This window comes from Paenibacillus amylolyticus, from assembly GCF_047302515.1.
Classification (GTDB): Bacteria; Bacillota; Bacilli; order Paenibacillales; family Paenibacillaceae; genus Paenibacillus; species Paenibacillus amylolyticus_G.
The window spans coordinates 2,155,558-2,172,545 of the sequence record NZ_CP168019.1; the positions used below are offsets into that span (position 1 = coordinate 2,155,558).

Annotated in this window: 19 protein-coding genes and 1 pseudogene; 2 read left to right on the forward strand and 18 right to left on the reverse strand. The window is 43.3% G+C overall.

Annotation, left to right across the window (positions count from 1 at the left end; all coding sequences use genetic code 11):
• Positions 1 to 57 precede the first annotated feature (57 nt).
• From ACDJ59_RS09405 to ACDJ59_RS09430, 6 genes are read right to left on the reverse strand one after another with little or no spacing between them, the layout of a single operon-like run.
• Positions 58 to 402 (reverse strand): alpha/beta fold hydrolase, encoded by a 345-nt coding sequence (locus ACDJ59_RS09405; protein WP_413408550.1) that lies wholly within the window; start codon positions 400 to 402, stop codon positions 58 to 60.
• Positions 403 to 414: 12 nt separating this feature from the next.
• Positions 415 to 600, reverse strand: coding sequence for a hypothetical protein (locus ACDJ59_RS09410; protein WP_413408552.1), 186 nt, complete (start codon positions 598 to 600; stop codon positions 415 to 417).
• A gap of 1 nt (position 601) precedes the next feature.
• Complete coding sequence (locus ACDJ59_RS09415) at positions 602 to 805, reverse strand: alpha/beta fold hydrolase (protein WP_413408553.1); 204 nt, start codon at positions 803 to 805, stop codon at positions 602 to 604.
• A gap of 50 nt (positions 806 to 855) precedes the next feature.
• Positions 856 to 1,218, reverse strand: a complete 363-nt coding sequence (locus tag ACDJ59_RS09420; protein ID WP_413408554.1) for an epoxide hydrolase N-terminal domain-containing protein — start codon at positions 1,216 to 1,218, stop codon at positions 856 to 858.
• A 22-nt stretch (positions 1,219 to 1,240) separates the two neighbouring features.
• On the reverse strand, positions 1,241 to 1,579 hold the full coding sequence (locus tag ACDJ59_RS09425) for a hypothetical protein (RefSeq protein WP_413409954.1): 339 nt from the start codon (positions 1,577 to 1,579) through the stop codon (positions 1,241 to 1,243).
• A complete protein-coding gene (locus ACDJ59_RS09430; protein WP_413409757.1) occupies positions 1,482 to 1,919 on the reverse strand; it encodes an MFS transporter in 438 nt (145 codons plus the stop codon). Before ACDJ59_RS09430 ends, ACDJ59_RS09425 begins: the two co-directional genes overlap by 98 nt.
• A gap of 18 nt (positions 1,920 to 1,937) precedes the next feature.
• Here ACDJ59_RS09430 and ACDJ59_RS09435 point away from each other — a divergent pair, with 18 nt between their 5' ends.
• A complete protein-coding gene (locus tag ACDJ59_RS09435) occupies positions 1,938 to 2,231 on the forward strand; it encodes a hypothetical protein (protein ID WP_413408555.1) in 294 nt (97 codons plus the stop codon).
• A gap of 545 nt (positions 2,232 to 2,776) precedes the next feature.
• On the opposite strand, the gene ACDJ59_RS09440 is transcribed toward ACDJ59_RS09435, so the two are convergent.
• Positions 2,777 to 3,205 carry a MarR family winged helix-turn-helix transcriptional regulator gene (locus ACDJ59_RS09440; RefSeq protein ID WP_413408556.1) on the reverse strand — a complete coding sequence of 143 codons (429 nt, stop codon included), beginning with the start codon at positions 3,203 to 3,205 and terminating at the stop codon, positions 2,777 to 2,779.
• Between the two features lie 169 nt (positions 3,206 to 3,374).
• On the opposite strand from ACDJ59_RS09440, the gene ACDJ59_RS09445 reads away from it, so the two are divergent.
• Complete coding sequence (locus tag ACDJ59_RS09445; protein WP_413409759.1) at positions 3,375 to 4,685, forward strand: amidohydrolase family protein; 1,311 nt, start codon at positions 3,375 to 3,377, stop codon at positions 4,683 to 4,685.
• A 133-nt stretch (positions 4,686 to 4,818) separates the two neighbouring features.
• Here the strand turns inward: ACDJ59_RS09445 and ACDJ59_RS09450 are convergent, their stop codons facing one another.
• The 11 genes and pseudogenes from ACDJ59_RS09450 to ACDJ59_RS09500 all read right to left on the reverse strand — a co-directional run.
• Complete coding sequence (locus tag ACDJ59_RS09450) at positions 4,819 to 5,211, reverse strand: ester cyclase (RefSeq protein ID WP_413408558.1); 393 nt, start codon at positions 5,209 to 5,211, stop codon at positions 4,819 to 4,821.
• Positions 5,186 to 5,923: a radical SAM protein gene (locus tag ACDJ59_RS09455; RefSeq protein ID WP_413408559.1), complete on the reverse strand. Its 738-nt coding sequence runs from the start codon at positions 5,921 to 5,923 to the stop codon at positions 5,186 to 5,188. The genes ACDJ59_RS09450 and ACDJ59_RS09455 overlap by 26 nt, the downstream gene beginning before the upstream one ends.
• A gap of 238 nt (positions 5,924 to 6,161) precedes the next feature.
• Positions 6,162 to 7,289: a Ger(x)C family spore germination protein gene (locus ACDJ59_RS09460; protein WP_413408560.1), complete on the reverse strand. Its 1,128-nt coding sequence runs from the start codon at positions 7,287 to 7,289 to the stop codon at positions 6,162 to 6,164.
• Positions 7,286 to 8,380 carry a GerAB/ArcD/ProY family transporter gene (locus tag ACDJ59_RS09465; protein WP_413408561.1) on the reverse strand — a complete coding sequence of 365 codons (1,095 nt, stop codon included), beginning with the start codon at positions 8,378 to 8,380 and terminating at the stop codon, positions 7,286 to 7,288. The genes ACDJ59_RS09460 and ACDJ59_RS09465 overlap by 4 nt, the downstream gene beginning before the upstream one ends.
• A 3-nt stretch (positions 8,381 to 8,383) precedes the next feature.
• A complete protein-coding gene (locus ACDJ59_RS09470; RefSeq protein WP_413408563.1) occupies positions 8,384 to 9,877 on the reverse strand; it encodes a spore germination protein in 1,494 nt (497 codons plus the stop codon).
• A gap of 301 nt (positions 9,878 to 10,178) precedes the next feature.
• The gene (locus ACDJ59_RS09475; RefSeq protein WP_413408565.1) at positions 10,179 to 11,465 is read right to left on the reverse strand and encodes a diguanylate cyclase domain-containing protein; all 1,287 of its coding nucleotides are present in this window, start codon (positions 11,463 to 11,465) and stop codon (positions 10,179 to 10,181) included.
• 554 nt (positions 11,466 to 12,019) lie between these two features.
• The gene (gene loaP / locus ACDJ59_RS09480) at positions 12,020 to 12,547 is read right to left on the reverse strand and encodes an antiterminator LoaP (protein ID WP_413408567.1); all 528 of its coding nucleotides are present in this window, start codon (positions 12,545 to 12,547) and stop codon (positions 12,020 to 12,022) included.
• Positions 12,548 to 12,692: 145 nt separating this feature from the next.
• Entirely contained in the window at positions 12,693 to 13,892 is a 1,200-nt protein-coding gene (locus ACDJ59_RS09485) for a cytochrome P450 (RefSeq protein ID WP_413408568.1), read from the reverse strand.
• Between the two features lie 53 nt (positions 13,893 to 13,945).
• Positions 13,946 to 14,461: an isoprenylcysteine carboxylmethyltransferase family protein gene (locus ACDJ59_RS09490; RefSeq protein WP_211083662.1), complete on the reverse strand. Its 516-nt coding sequence runs from the start codon at positions 14,459 to 14,461 to the stop codon at positions 13,946 to 13,948.
• 103 nt (positions 14,462 to 14,564) lie between these two features.
• A complete protein-coding gene (locus ACDJ59_RS09495) occupies positions 14,565 to 14,933 on the reverse strand; it encodes a phosphopantetheine-binding protein (RefSeq protein ID WP_413409760.1) in 369 nt (122 codons plus the stop codon).
• A 309-nt stretch (positions 14,934 to 15,242) separates the two neighbouring features.
• Positions 15,243 to 16,886 (reverse strand): annotated as a pseudogene (locus ACDJ59_RS09500) (type I polyketide synthase); the annotation flags it as partial.
• Positions 16,887 to 16,988: the final 102 nt, after the last annotated feature.

Consider the following 16,988-nt stretch of genomic DNA (forward strand, 5'->3'; position numbering starts at 1 on the left):
GGTACAAATTCCGTTGTCCAAACCAATGCTTTAACTTTTTAGTACCAGAACCTTCGTTTATTTAAAACTGCCAAAAAACTTTTTTATGTCATTCATGAGGAGTACAGGCTGTTCTAAGGCTGCAAAGTGACCGCCACGTTTAAACTCCGACCAGTGAATGATCTTATGATCGCGCTCGGCAAATCGACGAATGGGTAGCATAGTATCCTTCTGAAAAACTGCTACACCAGTGGGTACTGTAGAAATTTCCTTGTTTTCCACTGAAGGATCATACTTAAATAATGTCTCATAATATAGACGTGCTGAAGATCCAGCTGTTCCAGTTAGCCAATAATGCATGACATTTGTAAGAATATCATCACGATCGATAGCATCTTCAGGAAGTTTGTAGAGTCCGTCCACTCTTTAAATTTTTCAACAATCCATGCTAGTTGACGAGTCGGTTAAAGCATAGGCTAAAGTCTGTGGACGTGTGGCTTGGATTTTCATGTACCCAGATAGTTCAAGATCATAATGCTTCAATTTTTCTAAACGCTCTTTTTCTTCTTTTGTCAGACTCTCTACCTCTTTAAAATCTTCAGGAGGAAATGTCGTCAACATATTAAGGTGCATTTCCAATAATATGATCAGGGTTTAGCAATCCTATTTGTTGAGAAATAAATGAACCCCAATCTCCACCTTGTACGCCGTAACGTTGATATCCTAATCGTTCCATAAGCACTATAAACATCTGAGCGATACGTTGGATATTCATTCCAGGTTGCCGGGTCGGTCCTGAAAATCCGTATCCTGGAATGGACGGCACAACCAGATGAAAAGCATCCTCTGGATTCCCTCCATAGAACCGAGGGTTAGTTAACGGACCGGCCAGCCGTGGATCATTAACAACGGTAACGCATTGGGCTCAGGAGAACGAACGTGGAGAAAATGTATGTTTTCACCGACTATCGTTGTGATGAACTGAGGAAACTCATTAAATCTAGCTTCATGTTTTCGCCAATCGTAATTCTTACTCCAGTAGTTTACCAATTCCTTAACATAATTAAGCGGTACACCGTAATCCCATCCCACTCCAGGTAATTCATCTGGCCATCGAGTGCGTTCTAAACGATTTTTCAGGTCATCAAGATCAGCTTGAGGCACAGAAACGCGAAAAGATTGAATTTGTTCCAAAGTTGGATCTGCAACTTCCGTTCTTTGTTTCCTTGAATCATTCATCCTTTAAAGCCTCCCATAAAAACTATATTGATTCCATATCAATAAAATCGATGAAATCCATTTTGGCAGGCATTCTCCCAAATGTCCGCATTAAACAATAACAACCATTCCCTCTCCATCTATTAGGATGATGGTTACCTACTTGTACTCGTTTTATGAAGAAAGCAAGAGGCAAGCCGACAAGAGCAACCACAAACGCAAAAACAAAGCTAGTCTGAACACCTGCTATTAGAGCTAACGAATCATTTACAGGGTTTGTCGGGTCAATTGCCGTTTCCATAAAAGCATGATTGCCGACTGATATCAGGCTGATGGCGACTGCCGTACCGATTGCTCCGGCAATCTGCTGAATCGTATTCATAATCGCGCTTTCCATGCGGGCATAGTTCCGGAGGCAGTTGATTAAGACCATTGGTCTGCGATGGCATCCATACCGCACAGATACCGACCATCAATCCGGTGTGCATGATCATAATGAGTATTAACGAGGTACTTTCCGAAATTCCCTTAAGAAAAAACAAAGCCGTAGAAATTACGATCAAGCCCAAAGGAACAATCCAGCGTGGGCCAAATCTATCAAACAATTTCCCCATTACCGGGGACATAATGGCTTGCAGAATGCCTCCAGGTAATAGGACCAAACCCGCTGTTAAGGCATCTAGTCCCAATCCTCTGATCAAGTACATGGGGAGCACCACCATGCAGTTAATATGAGAAGCATGCAAACAAACAACATGAGTGTTCCAATCGAAAACATGGGGTATTTGAGTGCACGTGGAATTGGGATCGGTATGGGGTTGTTATCGATGTTTAACTTTATTGCAGCAGCAGGATCTACAGCTGTCATTGGCAAGGTACTTGACGGTGGAACAAGTACTGTTCAATTAAATCCGTTTGTACATGATAAGGTTGCTTTTGTGTACAGTAACATTTTGCTGGCTCTAGCCGTGGTAGTCGTCGTAATGACAGTTCTTTATTATTATCAGTTTGGACGTAAATTCAACAATAAATAAAATATCATTATATTTAAAAGGAGGTGAAATTAACGAAAAATCTAACCTGTAATTTTGTCCTTGAAGACATTTCGTTATTTAAAGGATTTCTGTACTTATTTACTTTCTCGCAACATGCGCAATGACTGTAGCTTTGCCAACGGGCTCATTTCGTTTTCAAAAAACCTGAACTACACTTGAACCTTTAGCGATATCTACGCCAACAACAGGTTCCATGTTCTCAGTCCTTATCTTTCGTTTCGACAGTCCTTTCCACGATGTTTCCAAACCCATAGCTTCGCTTGTTATATGGGGTCAACTGCCTCTACCAGCATAAACATGGTCTTTTTGGAAGTCGTGGTAGAACTGTATTGTTACGAGGTCTTAGCCTCTAAAGCCGCCACGTTCTCCCGGCTCCCCCATCGTAAAACGACCACAAAAAAAGGCCAACCAGTAATTACTGGCTAACCTGATAATACGAAAAGCTGCTAAAATAGCGTCTTCAATGGGATGCAATAGGAACATGATCTTGTCACACGCCACCAGTTACCTTGCCTGCGCTTCTGTTATATGCGTTCATTAATTCTGATCAGTAATTTCTTTAAGATTTGCTTCTCCTCGTCATTTAGGGCTTGAACGATTTCATCTTCCACTTTTTGAAATGAGTTATTAAAGTCTTCAATCAAATCAACCGCTTTTGGTAATACATAAATATTTTTTTGTCGTTCATTATTGGCCGGGATTTTACGTTCGATGAAACCTTTTTGCTCTAGCCCTTGAAGCATGCTTGTAACGCTTGCCCCACGCAGATGAAACCGATCTGCAAGATCCTTTTGAATAATATGATTATCTTGATTCTCATAAATATAAGCGATTACTTTTCCTTGTTGAGAACTTAATCCTAGCTCTTTTATACTCTCATCCGCTCTTTTCTTTAACTTAAGACCGATAATTTGAAACAAATCCATATAAGGCGTATCTTCTCGGGAATGCATGACCGTCCATCGTCCCCTCTGTAATTGTTAGGAATCTAATTGTAAGTAGCTAAAATATACAGTGATCCCAGTAGGCTTGTCAAATTAATGTTAGACTATTGACTGTTAGATATCTAACAGTTATACTGCGAAGTGTTGGATCACAAACACATTAGGAGGATTTTTTATGATGGAGAAATTAAATCAAAATGCTGGGTTAGAAGAAATTACGGCGATTACAAATGTACGAATCTTTGATGGATATCAAATTATTGCTCCCAGACATATTGTCATTAAAGGGGTGTCCATTATTTCAGTAGGCGGAGACATCCCAAGCGATGCAACAATTATCGATGGAGAAAATTCGACATTAATACCCGGCCTGATTGATTCACATGTCCATACCTCAATTGGAGGCTTACGAGATGCCTTGAGATTCGGTGTTACAACAGAACTCGAAATGAACGGCGATTTTACGAAAAGAGGGCGCGAAATTCAGCTAAAAAATGTGGATGACATCGCAGACGTCCGATCTGCTGGTACAGCGATTACCGCTCCTGGTGGGCACCCAGATGAATTACTGCCTGATGGAGATGAAATACCTGAATTCGTATTAAAGGAACTAGAGAAGTTATCGGAGGAAGACCGGGAAGCAATGTTGGCCGCCTACGCTCACGATCACGACGAAATACCTCAAGTGACAACGGTTGAAGAAGCGATCAAACATGTGCATACCCAAGTGGAGAATGGATCCGACTATATTAAGATCATGATTGAAGAGGGAACGGTTATGGGTGCACCTGGCCTGCCTGTTTTAAGTGACGAGATTCTAAAAACAGCCGTTACTGAAGCCCACAAGTTCGATAAGTTGGTCATTGCTCACGTTTTGACGGCTCTTTCATCGAAGGCAGCCATCGATTTTGGAGTTGACGGTTTGGGCCACTTGTTTATCGACAGACCCGAGTGCACGTCCGAATTGGTCAAATCCATAGCTAATTCTGGAGCTTTTGTTACACCGTGCTTGGTGTTAAATTCATCGATTATAGGTAATCCGGCATCAGAATTGGCTAATGATCCACGAGTTCATTCCAAATTAAGTCCGGATTGGATCGATATTTTGAACTCAAGCTTCAATACATTCCCGCAAGGCAATATGGAGAACAGCTTTAAGAATGTGATGGATCTTCACCGTGCCGGAGTTGATATTCTTGTAGGGACGGATGTCGCACCGGTTCCCGTTCCGAACCTTGGTGGCCTTGCTCATGGGGCCAGTGTTCACCACGAAATGCAGCTGTTGGTGAAGGCTGGGTTCACTCCGATCGAAGCTCTTCAGTCGGCTACTTCCAAACCGGCCCGTTGCTTTGGTCTACATGATCGTGGCCGGATTACCGAAGGTGCACGTGCTGATCTTATTCTCATAAACGGTGATCCGATCACTAATATTTCAGATACCTTGTCAATCAAATCCGTATGGTTCAATGGTTCGCGAAAACTAGGCTAAAACTAGTAGATTATATCTTCCTAATTGTAAAATCGCTAAGAAGAGGGATTGCAAAATGCAGTCCCTCTTCGACTTTAATCTATTTATCCAACTCTTAATTTTTTGGAACGATGCCCAGATCAATGAGATGTAATTATGCTTTTGGAATTGCCCCTATTTGTTGAAGCAAGCCAAGCATATCGGGTTGACCATACTCTTCAATAATTTGGCCATTGGAGATCCGATAAAAATTCATTGCATTTACTTCGATTTTTTTGCTCGTTGGTGGTAACCCGAGAAACTCTCCGTCTTGTGTGCCCTTCATGACAAAATGAGCTGCTATTAGATCCTTTTCTGCTACCAGCTCCTTAACAGTCCATTGTATATCGGAAAAACCAGATCTCATCATATGAATTATGGAGAGATAACCACTTGGACCATTCATTGGTTCTTTTTGCATAGGTACATAAAAAACAGCATCTGGAGCAATCAATTCTTCAGCAAGTTCCTTGCTTGCCGTATTAATGAAGTTCGTGAAACGATGCATCAAATAATTGTGGCATCCCTAACCGCTCAGATCTCATCCCCATTTGACCATCACCAATCAATAGCGTATCAATCCAAATTCGATCAGTTATGCCTTGTAACATGTTAGCGAAATTAGGTGAAAAAGGTAGCACAGGGGAGATAGATACTTGTGTATGTATCCCTGCATCATTTATCTTTTTCAAGGCTTTAACTCTTAAATCTATTCCAGGAGCATAGGGTGAAAAAATTCGTTTTACATCTTCGCGATCTGTCTCGATTGTCATTGAAACCAAAATTCGACATTTTTCCTTTAATTTCAGCAGTATATCAAGGTCTCTGGCAACCAGAGGGCTTCTAGTTTGAATTTGAAGTGAATCTGGTGGGTTTTTATCCATTTCTTCCAATAGGCTTCTTGTAATGTTTGCCTTCTGCTCTACAGGTTGATAAGGATCTGTGGCTGATGACATGAATATACTTATGGGTTTATTTTTACGTCTTAGAAGAGAGACTTCCCTTAGATAATTTTCTGCTGCATTTTTCTTGACATCCACCCACGATCCCCAAGGAATATCCTTAAACTTTTGAATAGGCATTTCTCTGACGTAACAGTATTCGCAAGCAAATGCACAACCCGTATAGGGATTTAGTGAATGAGTAAAACCAATATCTAGATAACCTTTTACTTCACTTAATATTTTCTTAGACACAATGTCTTTGATTTCAATTGGCATGACGCTACCATCCCCTCAATTACTTTTCAATCTATCATCTTGGCAATCATTTCTTCGTTGCGTTTTATCTTAAAATTTCTCATGCTACTTGAAAAGTAGGCACCTTTTTATTAGATAGGAACCAGAATGTAACTATTGGGTGTTAACAACAAAACAACCGTTCCAAGAACGGTTGTTTTGTTGTTATAAAAGATTAAACTAGTGTTCTAGTCCCAAATTTTAATGGCCGGTTACTCGATTACTCTACTGCTCCAGTGGAGCCGATTCGAAGATCAACTTCCACATCAAAATGTGCTCGAGATAGTTCTTTCCCCCAGTCGGCCTGTGCTTCCTTGTATAAGGGATACTGATATGCCCTGGCATAAAAACCATACCCGAAAGGATCGATATTATAGTTTTGGCACTTTTTAATAAGCGCCTCCATGCTTTTTTTCATTTCCTTACTTAATTTATTTGCCATTTCCTCGGAATTTCCCAAAAGCTCAAATTCAAGAAACTTTTCAGTTATGCTGACGATCGACTTCACTTTAATGTTGAATTGAAATCTGCCATTTTCATGAGTGGATTTCGTTTTTACCGATATGTCCCCTAAAGAAAAACTCACTTTGTCGATGTTAAATGGCATGGTTTGTTGCAAATCATCAACAGGAAAAGTGAGACTGACCCCTGGTTTAGCTTCATTTTTCAAAATGTGAAGAAGTGACGTCTCCTGATAGGTTAGGGAAGTTCTGTACTGTCCTTTTTGGGATAAAAGAGTCGTTCCTTTTAGCATGATTTTGTTATTTTCGATCTTGATTTCCGAGATGGAAGGCGTCATCGCTCGATCATACAATTGTCTATGTAGCTCCTGCGCAGTTGTTTTTACCGTAGCTGAACTTCTGCTTCCTGAATCGACAAGCGCTTTTATAAATAAAGGTAACGGAGGTTGATCTTTTGCTTGAAAATTGAAAATATCCGCAATGGGGCCGTCAAAAGCAACGATGCGGTCGGTAATCGTATTGCGAGGATCGCGGAACGTGACATCAAGTATATTAAACCAATCCTTATATTGAAGCAATTGTTTCCCTACAATCACGACTTGAAAATTACGTCCCGCAAGCGAACCCGGAAATTGGGCATCCTGCTGATTCCTCGACTGTCGTAAACCTTCTGCTATTCCTCCCCCTTCACGGGTTTTCTTCTGAATATCTTTACTGAATACAGGTGCTGAAATGTAATAATGGAGCTTTTTATCTTTGACATCCAAACCAAGAGCCAAAGGAACCGTTGCATCTTCCAAATTGGTTTTGTCACTGGCGCAACCTGCGAGCGCAGCCAATAAAATACAGGACACACCCGAGATAATGAATTTCTCGACCCATCTCATGTGCGTTGCCCCCCTCCCATCCTTTTACGGATTGCTACATACAGAAAAACGCCTGCAGGCAGAACAAACTCCATCATAAATCCAATGTAATTGAGTGCGTAGTTTACTTGGGCAGATTCGATAAAGCTGGGCCGATAGAGGAAAAAGCTAATCTCAATGACAATACACCACACTGCAAGATGGTATCTTTCCTGACCTTTTCCTACCAGCGACGCGGAGCACCTCGAGACAAGATACATGGAGGGAATCCATATGCAAGAGAAAACGAACAGATAAAATGCGATAAATACCACTTCTACCCGCTCAATAAACTGAAATTCAATGGACTTCATAATGCTAATTACTGGGTCGTTATACTCCCCGATCTCATCAGGACTAAAGTACACGTAACAAATTAAGGTGATTCCCAAGTAAACGATGCAAGTGAGCGTGTTGGAGATGATCATGGCAGGCAATGCTTTTTCTTTGTTAACTAGATGGGGATAGAGAAACAAAACCAGACCGATGCCGAGCAGCGGATAGATCATATATGTGACGGATGAAAGAACAGGAAACCATCCCTCTTTAAAGATGGGCAATAAATAGAGCCAATGTGCACGACTCAGCGTAGACACATAAATGAACGGAATCCATAAGGAAAGCATCGTGACAATTTCGCTGTACCGCCCGATCGCCTGAAAGCCATGCTGAGCAATCTGAAATGTGGGGATGAGCAGCAGCAGGACTAGAACATAGATATACGTACTCGGCAATAACCATAATTTAATGACAAGTGAAGCAATCATATAACCGTCATATGCCAGAAGTAAATAATAGGCCATAAATATAAAAGAAGCTGCTTTTGCTGCCCACACGCCGACATAACGCTGAATCAATTCGAGTATTGTGCTGTCTGGATTATATTTCATCAGCTTGACGATCACTATGGAGGCTAATGTTGCCAGCCCCCAGCCCAAAAAAATCACCATCCAGCCATCTGTCCCCGCATGCCTTGCAAGTTCTCTTGGAATAGACAAAAAAGCAACACTGATTTGGAAAGAAGAAATCATAAGAATGAATTGAAGCATCGTTACCGGGCGTAATGACTTCATGTTCTATTTATTCTCCTTCCATCCTCTGCTTTTCCCCTGTCTTTTTGACTGGCGTGAATTCGTGCTTACTGGGCGGTTGTTCATCATCCACAACGGTACCCGCAGTATGGTATCCTTCCAATCCATGGCCCTAAATGGGGCTATAGGCGTGCTATAGGAGATACCGAGCGAGTTTAATGTTATTAGCCGGCCGATGAAGCTCATCATGCCCACGACCAGTCCGACAAACCCGAACCAGGTAGCTAGTATCATCATCATGAACCGCATGATGCGTACAGCTGCCATCATGTCTTGATTGGGAATAATAAAAGATGAAATAGCTGTAAAAGCCACCACAATAACCATTACATTGCTGATCAACCCTGCCTCAACAACTGCCTGTCCAATGACAATACCGCCGACGATTCCTACCGTTTGTCCTACTGGAGCTGGAAGGCGAACTCCCGCTTCCCTTAGCATCTCAAGTGTTATTTCCATAATAATCGCCTCTACAAATGGCGGGAAAGGAACTTGCCCTCGTGACTCACCAAGCGTTAATAGGAGCTTCATTGGTATAATCTCAAAATGAAACGAAATGACGGCTATAAAAATTCCAGGCAAAAAAATAGCGATGAAAAAGGCAAAAATGCGCAATATTCTGAGGAATGACGAAATGGACCATCGGGAACTGTAATCATCAACCGTCTGAAAAAAAGACATGAATGTAGCCGGTGCAACCAGAACACTTGGCGAACCATCGACTACAACCACACAACGGCCCTGCAGTATTTGAGAAGCAGCTGTATCCGGTCTCTCTGTCGTAATCATTTGGGGAAGCAACGCAAGTGGTTGGTCCTCAATAAATTCAGCCAATTCTCCAGTGTTTATGATGGCATCCACATCAATGGATTGAATCCGTTCTTCCAGCGCTTTAATGATATCCGGCTGAGTCACATCTTCCAAATAAAGCAAAGATACTGGCGTTTGTCCCCGCTGCCCAACAATATACCGCTTCACCTTTAACTCTTTGTCCGCAATATAACGACGGATCATGGCTATATTTTGAGAACCTGTCTCTATAAATCCTTGATGTGCCCCTTTCAGTGAGGGCTCCTGCTGAGGATCCTCAATAGCGCGTTGCGGGAATCCTTTTGTATCTAATGCGTATGCAGTACTTCTTCCTTCAATAAATAACACGCTGTAGCCGAGTATAATGGAAAGTCTGAGCTCTTCCCACTTGGAGTGAGGTTTTACATAACCCACTGTTGTAATGAAATCTCCGGAAGGATTTCCGGTTTCTAGTTGAAGCGGAGCAAGAACATTTTGATTAAGTGACGCTTTATCTGTCAATTCTTCCATATAGATTATAGCGGCTAGTTCTCCGGTCTGTTTTATGCTTAACTTTCGGATGATTAAGTCGGGAGTATTCGTAAAGATTTCTTCAATTCTACCCAAGGATTCGTTCAAACTTTTGGTGATATTCTCCTCATTCGTATTCGTGGCAGATTGTTCATCCACAACATTTACCTCCCTTGTTCCAGCAACATTTCCTTATTATGACGATTATTCTCCTTGATATACATCGCGGGTTGTTCATTCGAAAGGTATTTACGTGCAATCATTCCGTTTCCGAAAAACAGTTACATCATCATAGGAGTAAAGATACCGTCGTACCGTCGTACTCCCTTCTATCCTGCACTTCTGCATTCATCATAAGTACACATACAAGAAAGCAGCCCGCGCGGGCTGCTCCTTTGTATATCAATTTTTTCAGTTTCAGTTCTAATTATTTCGTGAAGAACTCATTGTCAGTACACATTCAGCGCATTGACAAGTCTCGGAATGAGTAGATGCGATATGTATTTTTGCCTTCCGCTTTGGCAAGATAAAGTGCTGCATCTGCTTTCTGAAGCAGTTCTTTTACTGAATCGTCTTCTTCATAAAAGGCAATGCCGATGCTTGAAGTTGTATAGAGCTCCTTCCCATCGAGTATCCAAGGGAGTTGCAATGTTTCTAAGATGTTTTCCGCCAAAAGGCTGAGTTCTGAGGAGGATTTGACATGAGGAAGTACAAAGACGAATTCGTCACCACCCATTCTGGCCAGGACATCGTGTTCTTGAAGACAAGCTCCTGCTCGCTTTACAAATTGCCGTAGCAATTCATCCCCCGCATCATGACCTAATGTATCATTGATCTGTTTAAAATTGTCTAGATCTGCAAACATGACGGCTAGCTGGCCAACGCTTGTCGTTGCTGCACTTAAAGCATCGCTGAGCATTTTATTGAGATATCTCCGGTTAGGGGCACCGGTAAGTGCATCATGATAACTTAATTGTTCCAGTTGAACTTGGTACTTTTTCCGCTCTGTAATTTCTCTTCCCACGAGCATCATGTTTTTAAAGTCACCGTCCTCGTCGAACATGGGTGTTCCTTTCATCTCCAGCCATACAGGATAGCCCTGTTCATGCTGACGCTCTATTTCACAGGTAAAGGGCTTTCTCAAAAGCAACATACTCATAAATACTGTACGAAACTTATCGTCCACATCTCCATTTGGTTGGTAGAATACCCATTTACCTATGTATTCTTTTGGATCGAAGCCAAGCACCATTTTATGAGAAGGAGAGGCATACTCTACAATGCCGTCCAGGTTGATCAACTGGATCAGATCGAGGGAGTTATCGGCTAAGAGGCGATAGCGCTCTTCGCTTTCTTTCAAAGCCTTAAGCAGATGCCTGTACTCAGTAATGTTTTTAGCTACTCCAAAGATCCCATTTACCTTACCTTCAAAAAACAAAGGAACTTGCTTAATTTGCAAATAAACAATCTCTCCATTTTTATGATGGGCTTCGGCAACATATTGACATGATGCACCCTTTAAGACCTCCGAAAAATATTGGATGATCAAATCAAGCTGATGTTGACAAAAGAGATCTTTGTAGGATGAACCCATGATTTCACTCTTTTGAAGTCCTAAACACTCTGTAACCCCTTCATTTACTTCTACGATCGTTCCTTCGTTCGAAACGATAAAAGTGGCATCTGGATTGTAATTTATGATTGATCTAAATGCTTCAATGGACTGCTCGCTCAAAAACTCTTTCATACTTTCCGATCAATCCTCCGCTAGAATGGCTAAATTTGTAGAATAACTATACAATATTTTAACAAATTTTGTTTTCATTTAATATTACTAAAATTATCCAACCACTTCACACCTCTAAGAACAACTTGTTAGCGAAGCATTGGATAGGTTTTTTGAATCAACGGCTCAAGGGAATGGAAGAATAACAATTTACAGCGTAACAACCGACGTTGACGTCTTAAATCCCGACCCGAATAAATTAAGTTACCTTTCGGTGGTTCTATATCAGTGAGCTTAAAAAACGTCGTTGAAGTTTTAGCGGGACTTGGTTAATTCCACAATAAAAATGGAGCAGCTGCGCACAGGCGAACTGCTCCTTGCCGTATGAATAACGTTAAATGACGACTATTACATCTCGGAGTAAATAAATATATGCAATGAAGCTATTTCTTCTCGAATATGCTACCTTTGCGGATTGTTATACATATGCCTCAACTGTTCAGCATTCCACTGAAGGACACCGATTTCCTTACTCCTCTTCCCTGCAATCTCCTACTAATGTTCATCCAGTTAACTCAAGCAAGTAAGACATTGATGCCAACATCGATCAATTTGACCTCGTTCAGCAACTGCACCTCAATTTTGGCTCTTGACTTGCGTTTATCAATTTTCCGTATCATCGCTTCTTTGCCGAGGAGGGGTCCGGACGTTACTTTGATTTGGTTCCCGCCGAGAATGATATCTGAGTATCCCATTGTTCCGTTGTCACCGCATAGCTGGATGAGCCAGTCCATCTGTTCTTTGGGAATCGGAGTGAAAAAATTGGCAGCCTGATCATGCTTGTGAATGCCGCCATTGACCATATACAAAATATATGGCGTTTTTTTGATGTTGTAATATAAATCGTGAATCTGTCCGGTTTGGATAAAAATATAACCTGGAAACAATACTTTGGTGCAATGACGGGTCTTTCCCTGCTTTCGTTCCGGAATCATTCGTTTGGGTACTAGACAACTCAAGTGCTGTAGCGCATAAAATCGATCCATAAAAAGTTTGATTTCTTCTTCTTTCCCACTCTGTACAAAAAAGCTGTACCAGTTCATAGATCCTCCCATGATCTTTTTTATGGACAATTTTAAACCCATTCATTATGTACTATTATAATAAATTACATTTAAGTAAATAAAAAGTGCCTAGGGTCACGGTTCACCCCAGGCACTTTTTACGTCTTATCACCTAACAGATTGATCAGTCTTGAAGCTGAATGGATAAATTTTTCAGCCCGTATACATTGCTGGGGTTGACGTCGACTTCATATTCGGGATGCACTTGAAGCCCGGGATAGGTAGTCAACATCGCTGTCAGTGCCGCTTTGGCTTCCATTCTGGCCAGATGGGAGCCCATGCAAAAATGTATGCCTTTACCCAGAGCCAAATGAGGGTTATTCTTTCTGCCAAGAATGAACTTATCGCCCTCTTCAAATATGTTCTCATCCCGGTTCGCCGAACCGATCCAATTAACAACATAGTCGCCGGGCTCCAGTACTTTACCGCCAATCTCTGTGCGTTTGAGCACTTTGCGAATCGCGCGCTGCAACGGAGAACGGTAACGCAACATCTCCTCGACAGCCGATGGGATCATTTGCGGATGCTGCGCCAGCTCCTTAATCAGCTTATAATCATTGAATGTATAGATGGAGTTGGTGATGAGACTGGTGGTGGTTTCATTTCCTGCGATAAGCAGCATGACACAGCTTGCAATCAGCGAGTCGGGAGACAGCTTTTCCCCATCTTCCTCCGCCTGTGTCAGGTCAGATATGATATCATCTGCTGGATTACGGCGTTTCAGTTCAATGATGTCTTGAAAATAGGCCACAAGCTGTGTACTCGCCTGTGCCTGGAGCTGATAAATGCGCATATATTCTTCGGGCGTATTCTCCTGGGGAGCCAGCGTCAGTGTGTTTGCCCAGTCCCGGAATTGCTCGCGGTCGCTTGTAGGAACGCCGAGCAACTCGGAAATAACAATCATCGGCAGCGGGGAGGCAAAATCCTGCACCATATCTATTTCGATGCGTCCTTCGATCGATTCCATCAGCTCCTGGACAATCATATCAACTCTGGACGCCCAGGAGGACATCGCTTTTGGTGTGAATGCTTTGGCTAACAGCGCGCGGCCGATGGTGTGCTTGGGTTGATCCTGAAAAATGATCGTATCCTGAATAATCGGTGGAGCGAGGACCTTGTTGGAGAAGTATTCCTTATCCTCAGCAACCCGTTTGACATCCTCGTATTTGAATACACTCCAGACATCCTCGGCTTCGTTATAATGAACCGGATCTTCCTGACGCATTTTTTTGTACCATGCAAATGGCTCATATTTCTCCGCGTTGGTCTTAAAACCTGTAACCAAATTCAAATCGGGAAAACTGCTTCTTTCCTTGATATTCATGCCAATCGCTCTCCTTTATATCTATATGTGCAGAGGGGATGCAGCCCGTTTGCCTAGTACTGAGTGAACGTTTGTTTCATCACTTTTTCCTCCAGATTAATCCGGTTGAACAGTGTAATGAGATGAAGGATGAACAAAGGCACAAATACAGGCCAAGCTTGAGAAATCAGCGCAAAACCGATAAGTTCGGGAATGATGTTCAGGTAATAATTGGGATGGCGCACCAGCCGAAACAGCGAGCTTTGCACCAGTTTGTGGTCTCTGGCAATGTATAGCTTGTATGTCCAAAAAGGGCTGAGTTTGCGAATAACATAGATAAGACAGCAAAGGGCAAACACATACACGACAAGACCAATTACGGTCAACACATTAAACTGCACATCGTAAATAAAGGCGTACACAATGCAGCTCAGATAAATCAGATTTTGCAGCACAAATAACACTTTACTGTTCAGGTTACCGTACTCGGTGCCGCCTCCTGCAACGATCTTTTTCTCGTTACGCATGGCAATAACAACCGATGGTATACGAATGAGTGAGATTACAATTAACAAAAATCCAATCCACATGGTGATCCGCTCCTTCTTCTCGCATTTTATATTGGCAAATATCGATTACATGCATTTCCTCGCCCAGACTTTATCGCTGGAACTTTATCAAACTTGGTACTCATCAGGGAGTATCCGGTACCAGTTTCCTCTCGTGTTCTGGATGCGTTGGGTTCAGGGAAAGGCTGATGACGTCTTGCAAGGTATGGCATTTATTCAGATCATCCATACCAATTTCAGAGGAAATCCGGGCTTGGAGATGATGAAGAAGCTGAAGCGCCAGCACAGAGTCCATTCCGTAATCTTCCAGCAAACGATGCTCGTCCATGTCGTCTGGTGGGATCCCCAGCAGAGCTGCAATAATGCTTCTGACATCACTTTCAACCGAAGGATTCGGAGCTGATGATCCGATAACTTCACCTTTGGCAACGGGTACGGTTTCAATCTCTTCGTTACTTGCTTCGAATGAATCTTCCGTCCCAGTTTTCTTCATTCCAACCCAGTATTTCTCGGGTGTGAACGGATAGGTTGGAAGGGATATCCGCTCTGGACGATCCTCTGTATATAACAACTCCCACTGGATCTCTACACCCTGCACCCACAGTTCAAGCAATTTATTGTATTTGCGACGTATAATCCATTTTTGCAGCGCTTCGCCGAGTTCTTCATCCTCTCTGAACAGTGCTGCCGTCCGTTTGTGTGCAGCAATGGAGCCAAGATGAAGCTTGTGACCTTTCGCAGATTCCGATGAAAGCTGCGCATGTACGGATTCATCCGAATCGGTCCACAGGTGCGCTTCCTGAACATAACCGTCCAGCAAGGATTTTAACTCTGTAATTGATGCGGCTATGAAGCCTGCACGGTATTCCATCGCTTGTCTTCCTGTCTGAAGTGTACAGGCAATGCGGCGAAGCTGTTGAGAAGTATCCTCTTCCTCCTCATTGCGAAGCAGGGCGGCCGACAACTGGATCATTTGTTCCCTGAGCCGCTCCTTGCTTTTGGCCGATAGCACGATTGCAACAGGAGCCAACTCGGATTCAGAACCGGTCACCTCATCATGCTGTCGTGGTGGTTTATATTCCTCCAGAATAACGTGGGCATTGGAACCTCCAAAACCAAAAGAGCTCACTCCTGCCCTACGGGGCATTTCGTTGCCATTGCTGTCTTTGAGTCTCTCCCATTCCTGCTTCTGTCTGACAACATAGAACGGGCTGTTCTCAAGCTGGACATACGGACTGAGCTGCTCCGCATGCAGGCTGGGAACAAGCTTGCGGTGCTTCATCTGCAATAACACCTTAATTACTCCGGCTATGCCAGAAGCAAGCTCCAGATGACCGATATTTGTTTTGACAGAGCCGACGCCACAGTATTCGATTGATTGTCTTGGAGTGGAAGTCTGCCCTGTGGGTGATAAGCCTGCCCTCGTCTCCTGAAATACTGTCTTGAGTGCATTGATCTCAATTGGATCACCAAGTGGTGTGCCTGTGCCATGTGCTTCAATATAATTTATAGTGGAAGGATCAATTCCCGCCCGGGCATACACGGATTTCAGCAGCGCTGTTTGTGCCTTAGGGTTGGGAGCAGTAAGTGAGCCTGCCTTTCCGCCGTGATTTTCCCCGCTACCGCGGATCAAGCCGTAAATGTGGTCATGGTCGCGCTGAGCATCACTCAATTTCTTCAGAAAAATCATTCCAACCCCTTCGCCACGGCCGTAACCGTTTGCCTCGCTTGAAAAGGTTTTGCAACGCCCGTCCGTGCTAAGCATGCCCGCTTTGGTCAGACTGATATGAGCATCCACGGACAAGATCGTATTTACTCCCCCGGCTACAGCCGTCTCGCAATCCCCATTTCGAATAGCTTGAACCGCCCGATGAATGGCGACCAGGGAGCTGGAGCATGACGTTTCGACAGGGTGGCTAGGACCGTGTATGTTCAATGTGTAGCTCATCCGATTAGGGCCGACCGAAGGAACGGTGGCTGTGACGGAGTATGCCTCGACCGCTTCATTCGACTGGGCCAGCATGACATTATATCCGCTGCTGCCTGTGCCAATGAATAGTCCCATGGCCGATCCTGACAGGTCTGACGGTGCATAACCTGCATCTTCAATCACTTTCCACACATGCATCATCAGCAAGCGCTGTTGCGGGTCCATGTGCAGGGCTTCCTTGGGAGAAATGCCGAAAAACAATGGATCGAACTCACTGATTCCGCTTATAAATCCCGCATGTTTTACGTTGGTTTTGCCGTTCTCTCTAAGCGGATCACCCAAATAATCCTGCCAGCGCCAACGTTCCTCTGGAATCTCCGAAATGCAGTCTTTGCCATCAAGCAGATTATGCCAAAATTGCTCCGCGTTATCGGCCATCGGAAACTTGGCGCTAATACCCACAATGGCTATGGGCTCGGGGGAAGACAGCTGGTCTGAACCCGAATCAAGCTTGCTGTCTGTACCTGCGTGGGAACGGGCAGATGTGTGTTTCTCCTCTTCTGAAGCCGTTGACCGCAATGAAGTTTGTAGCGGTTCTTCCCTTTCGGATGCTCTTGG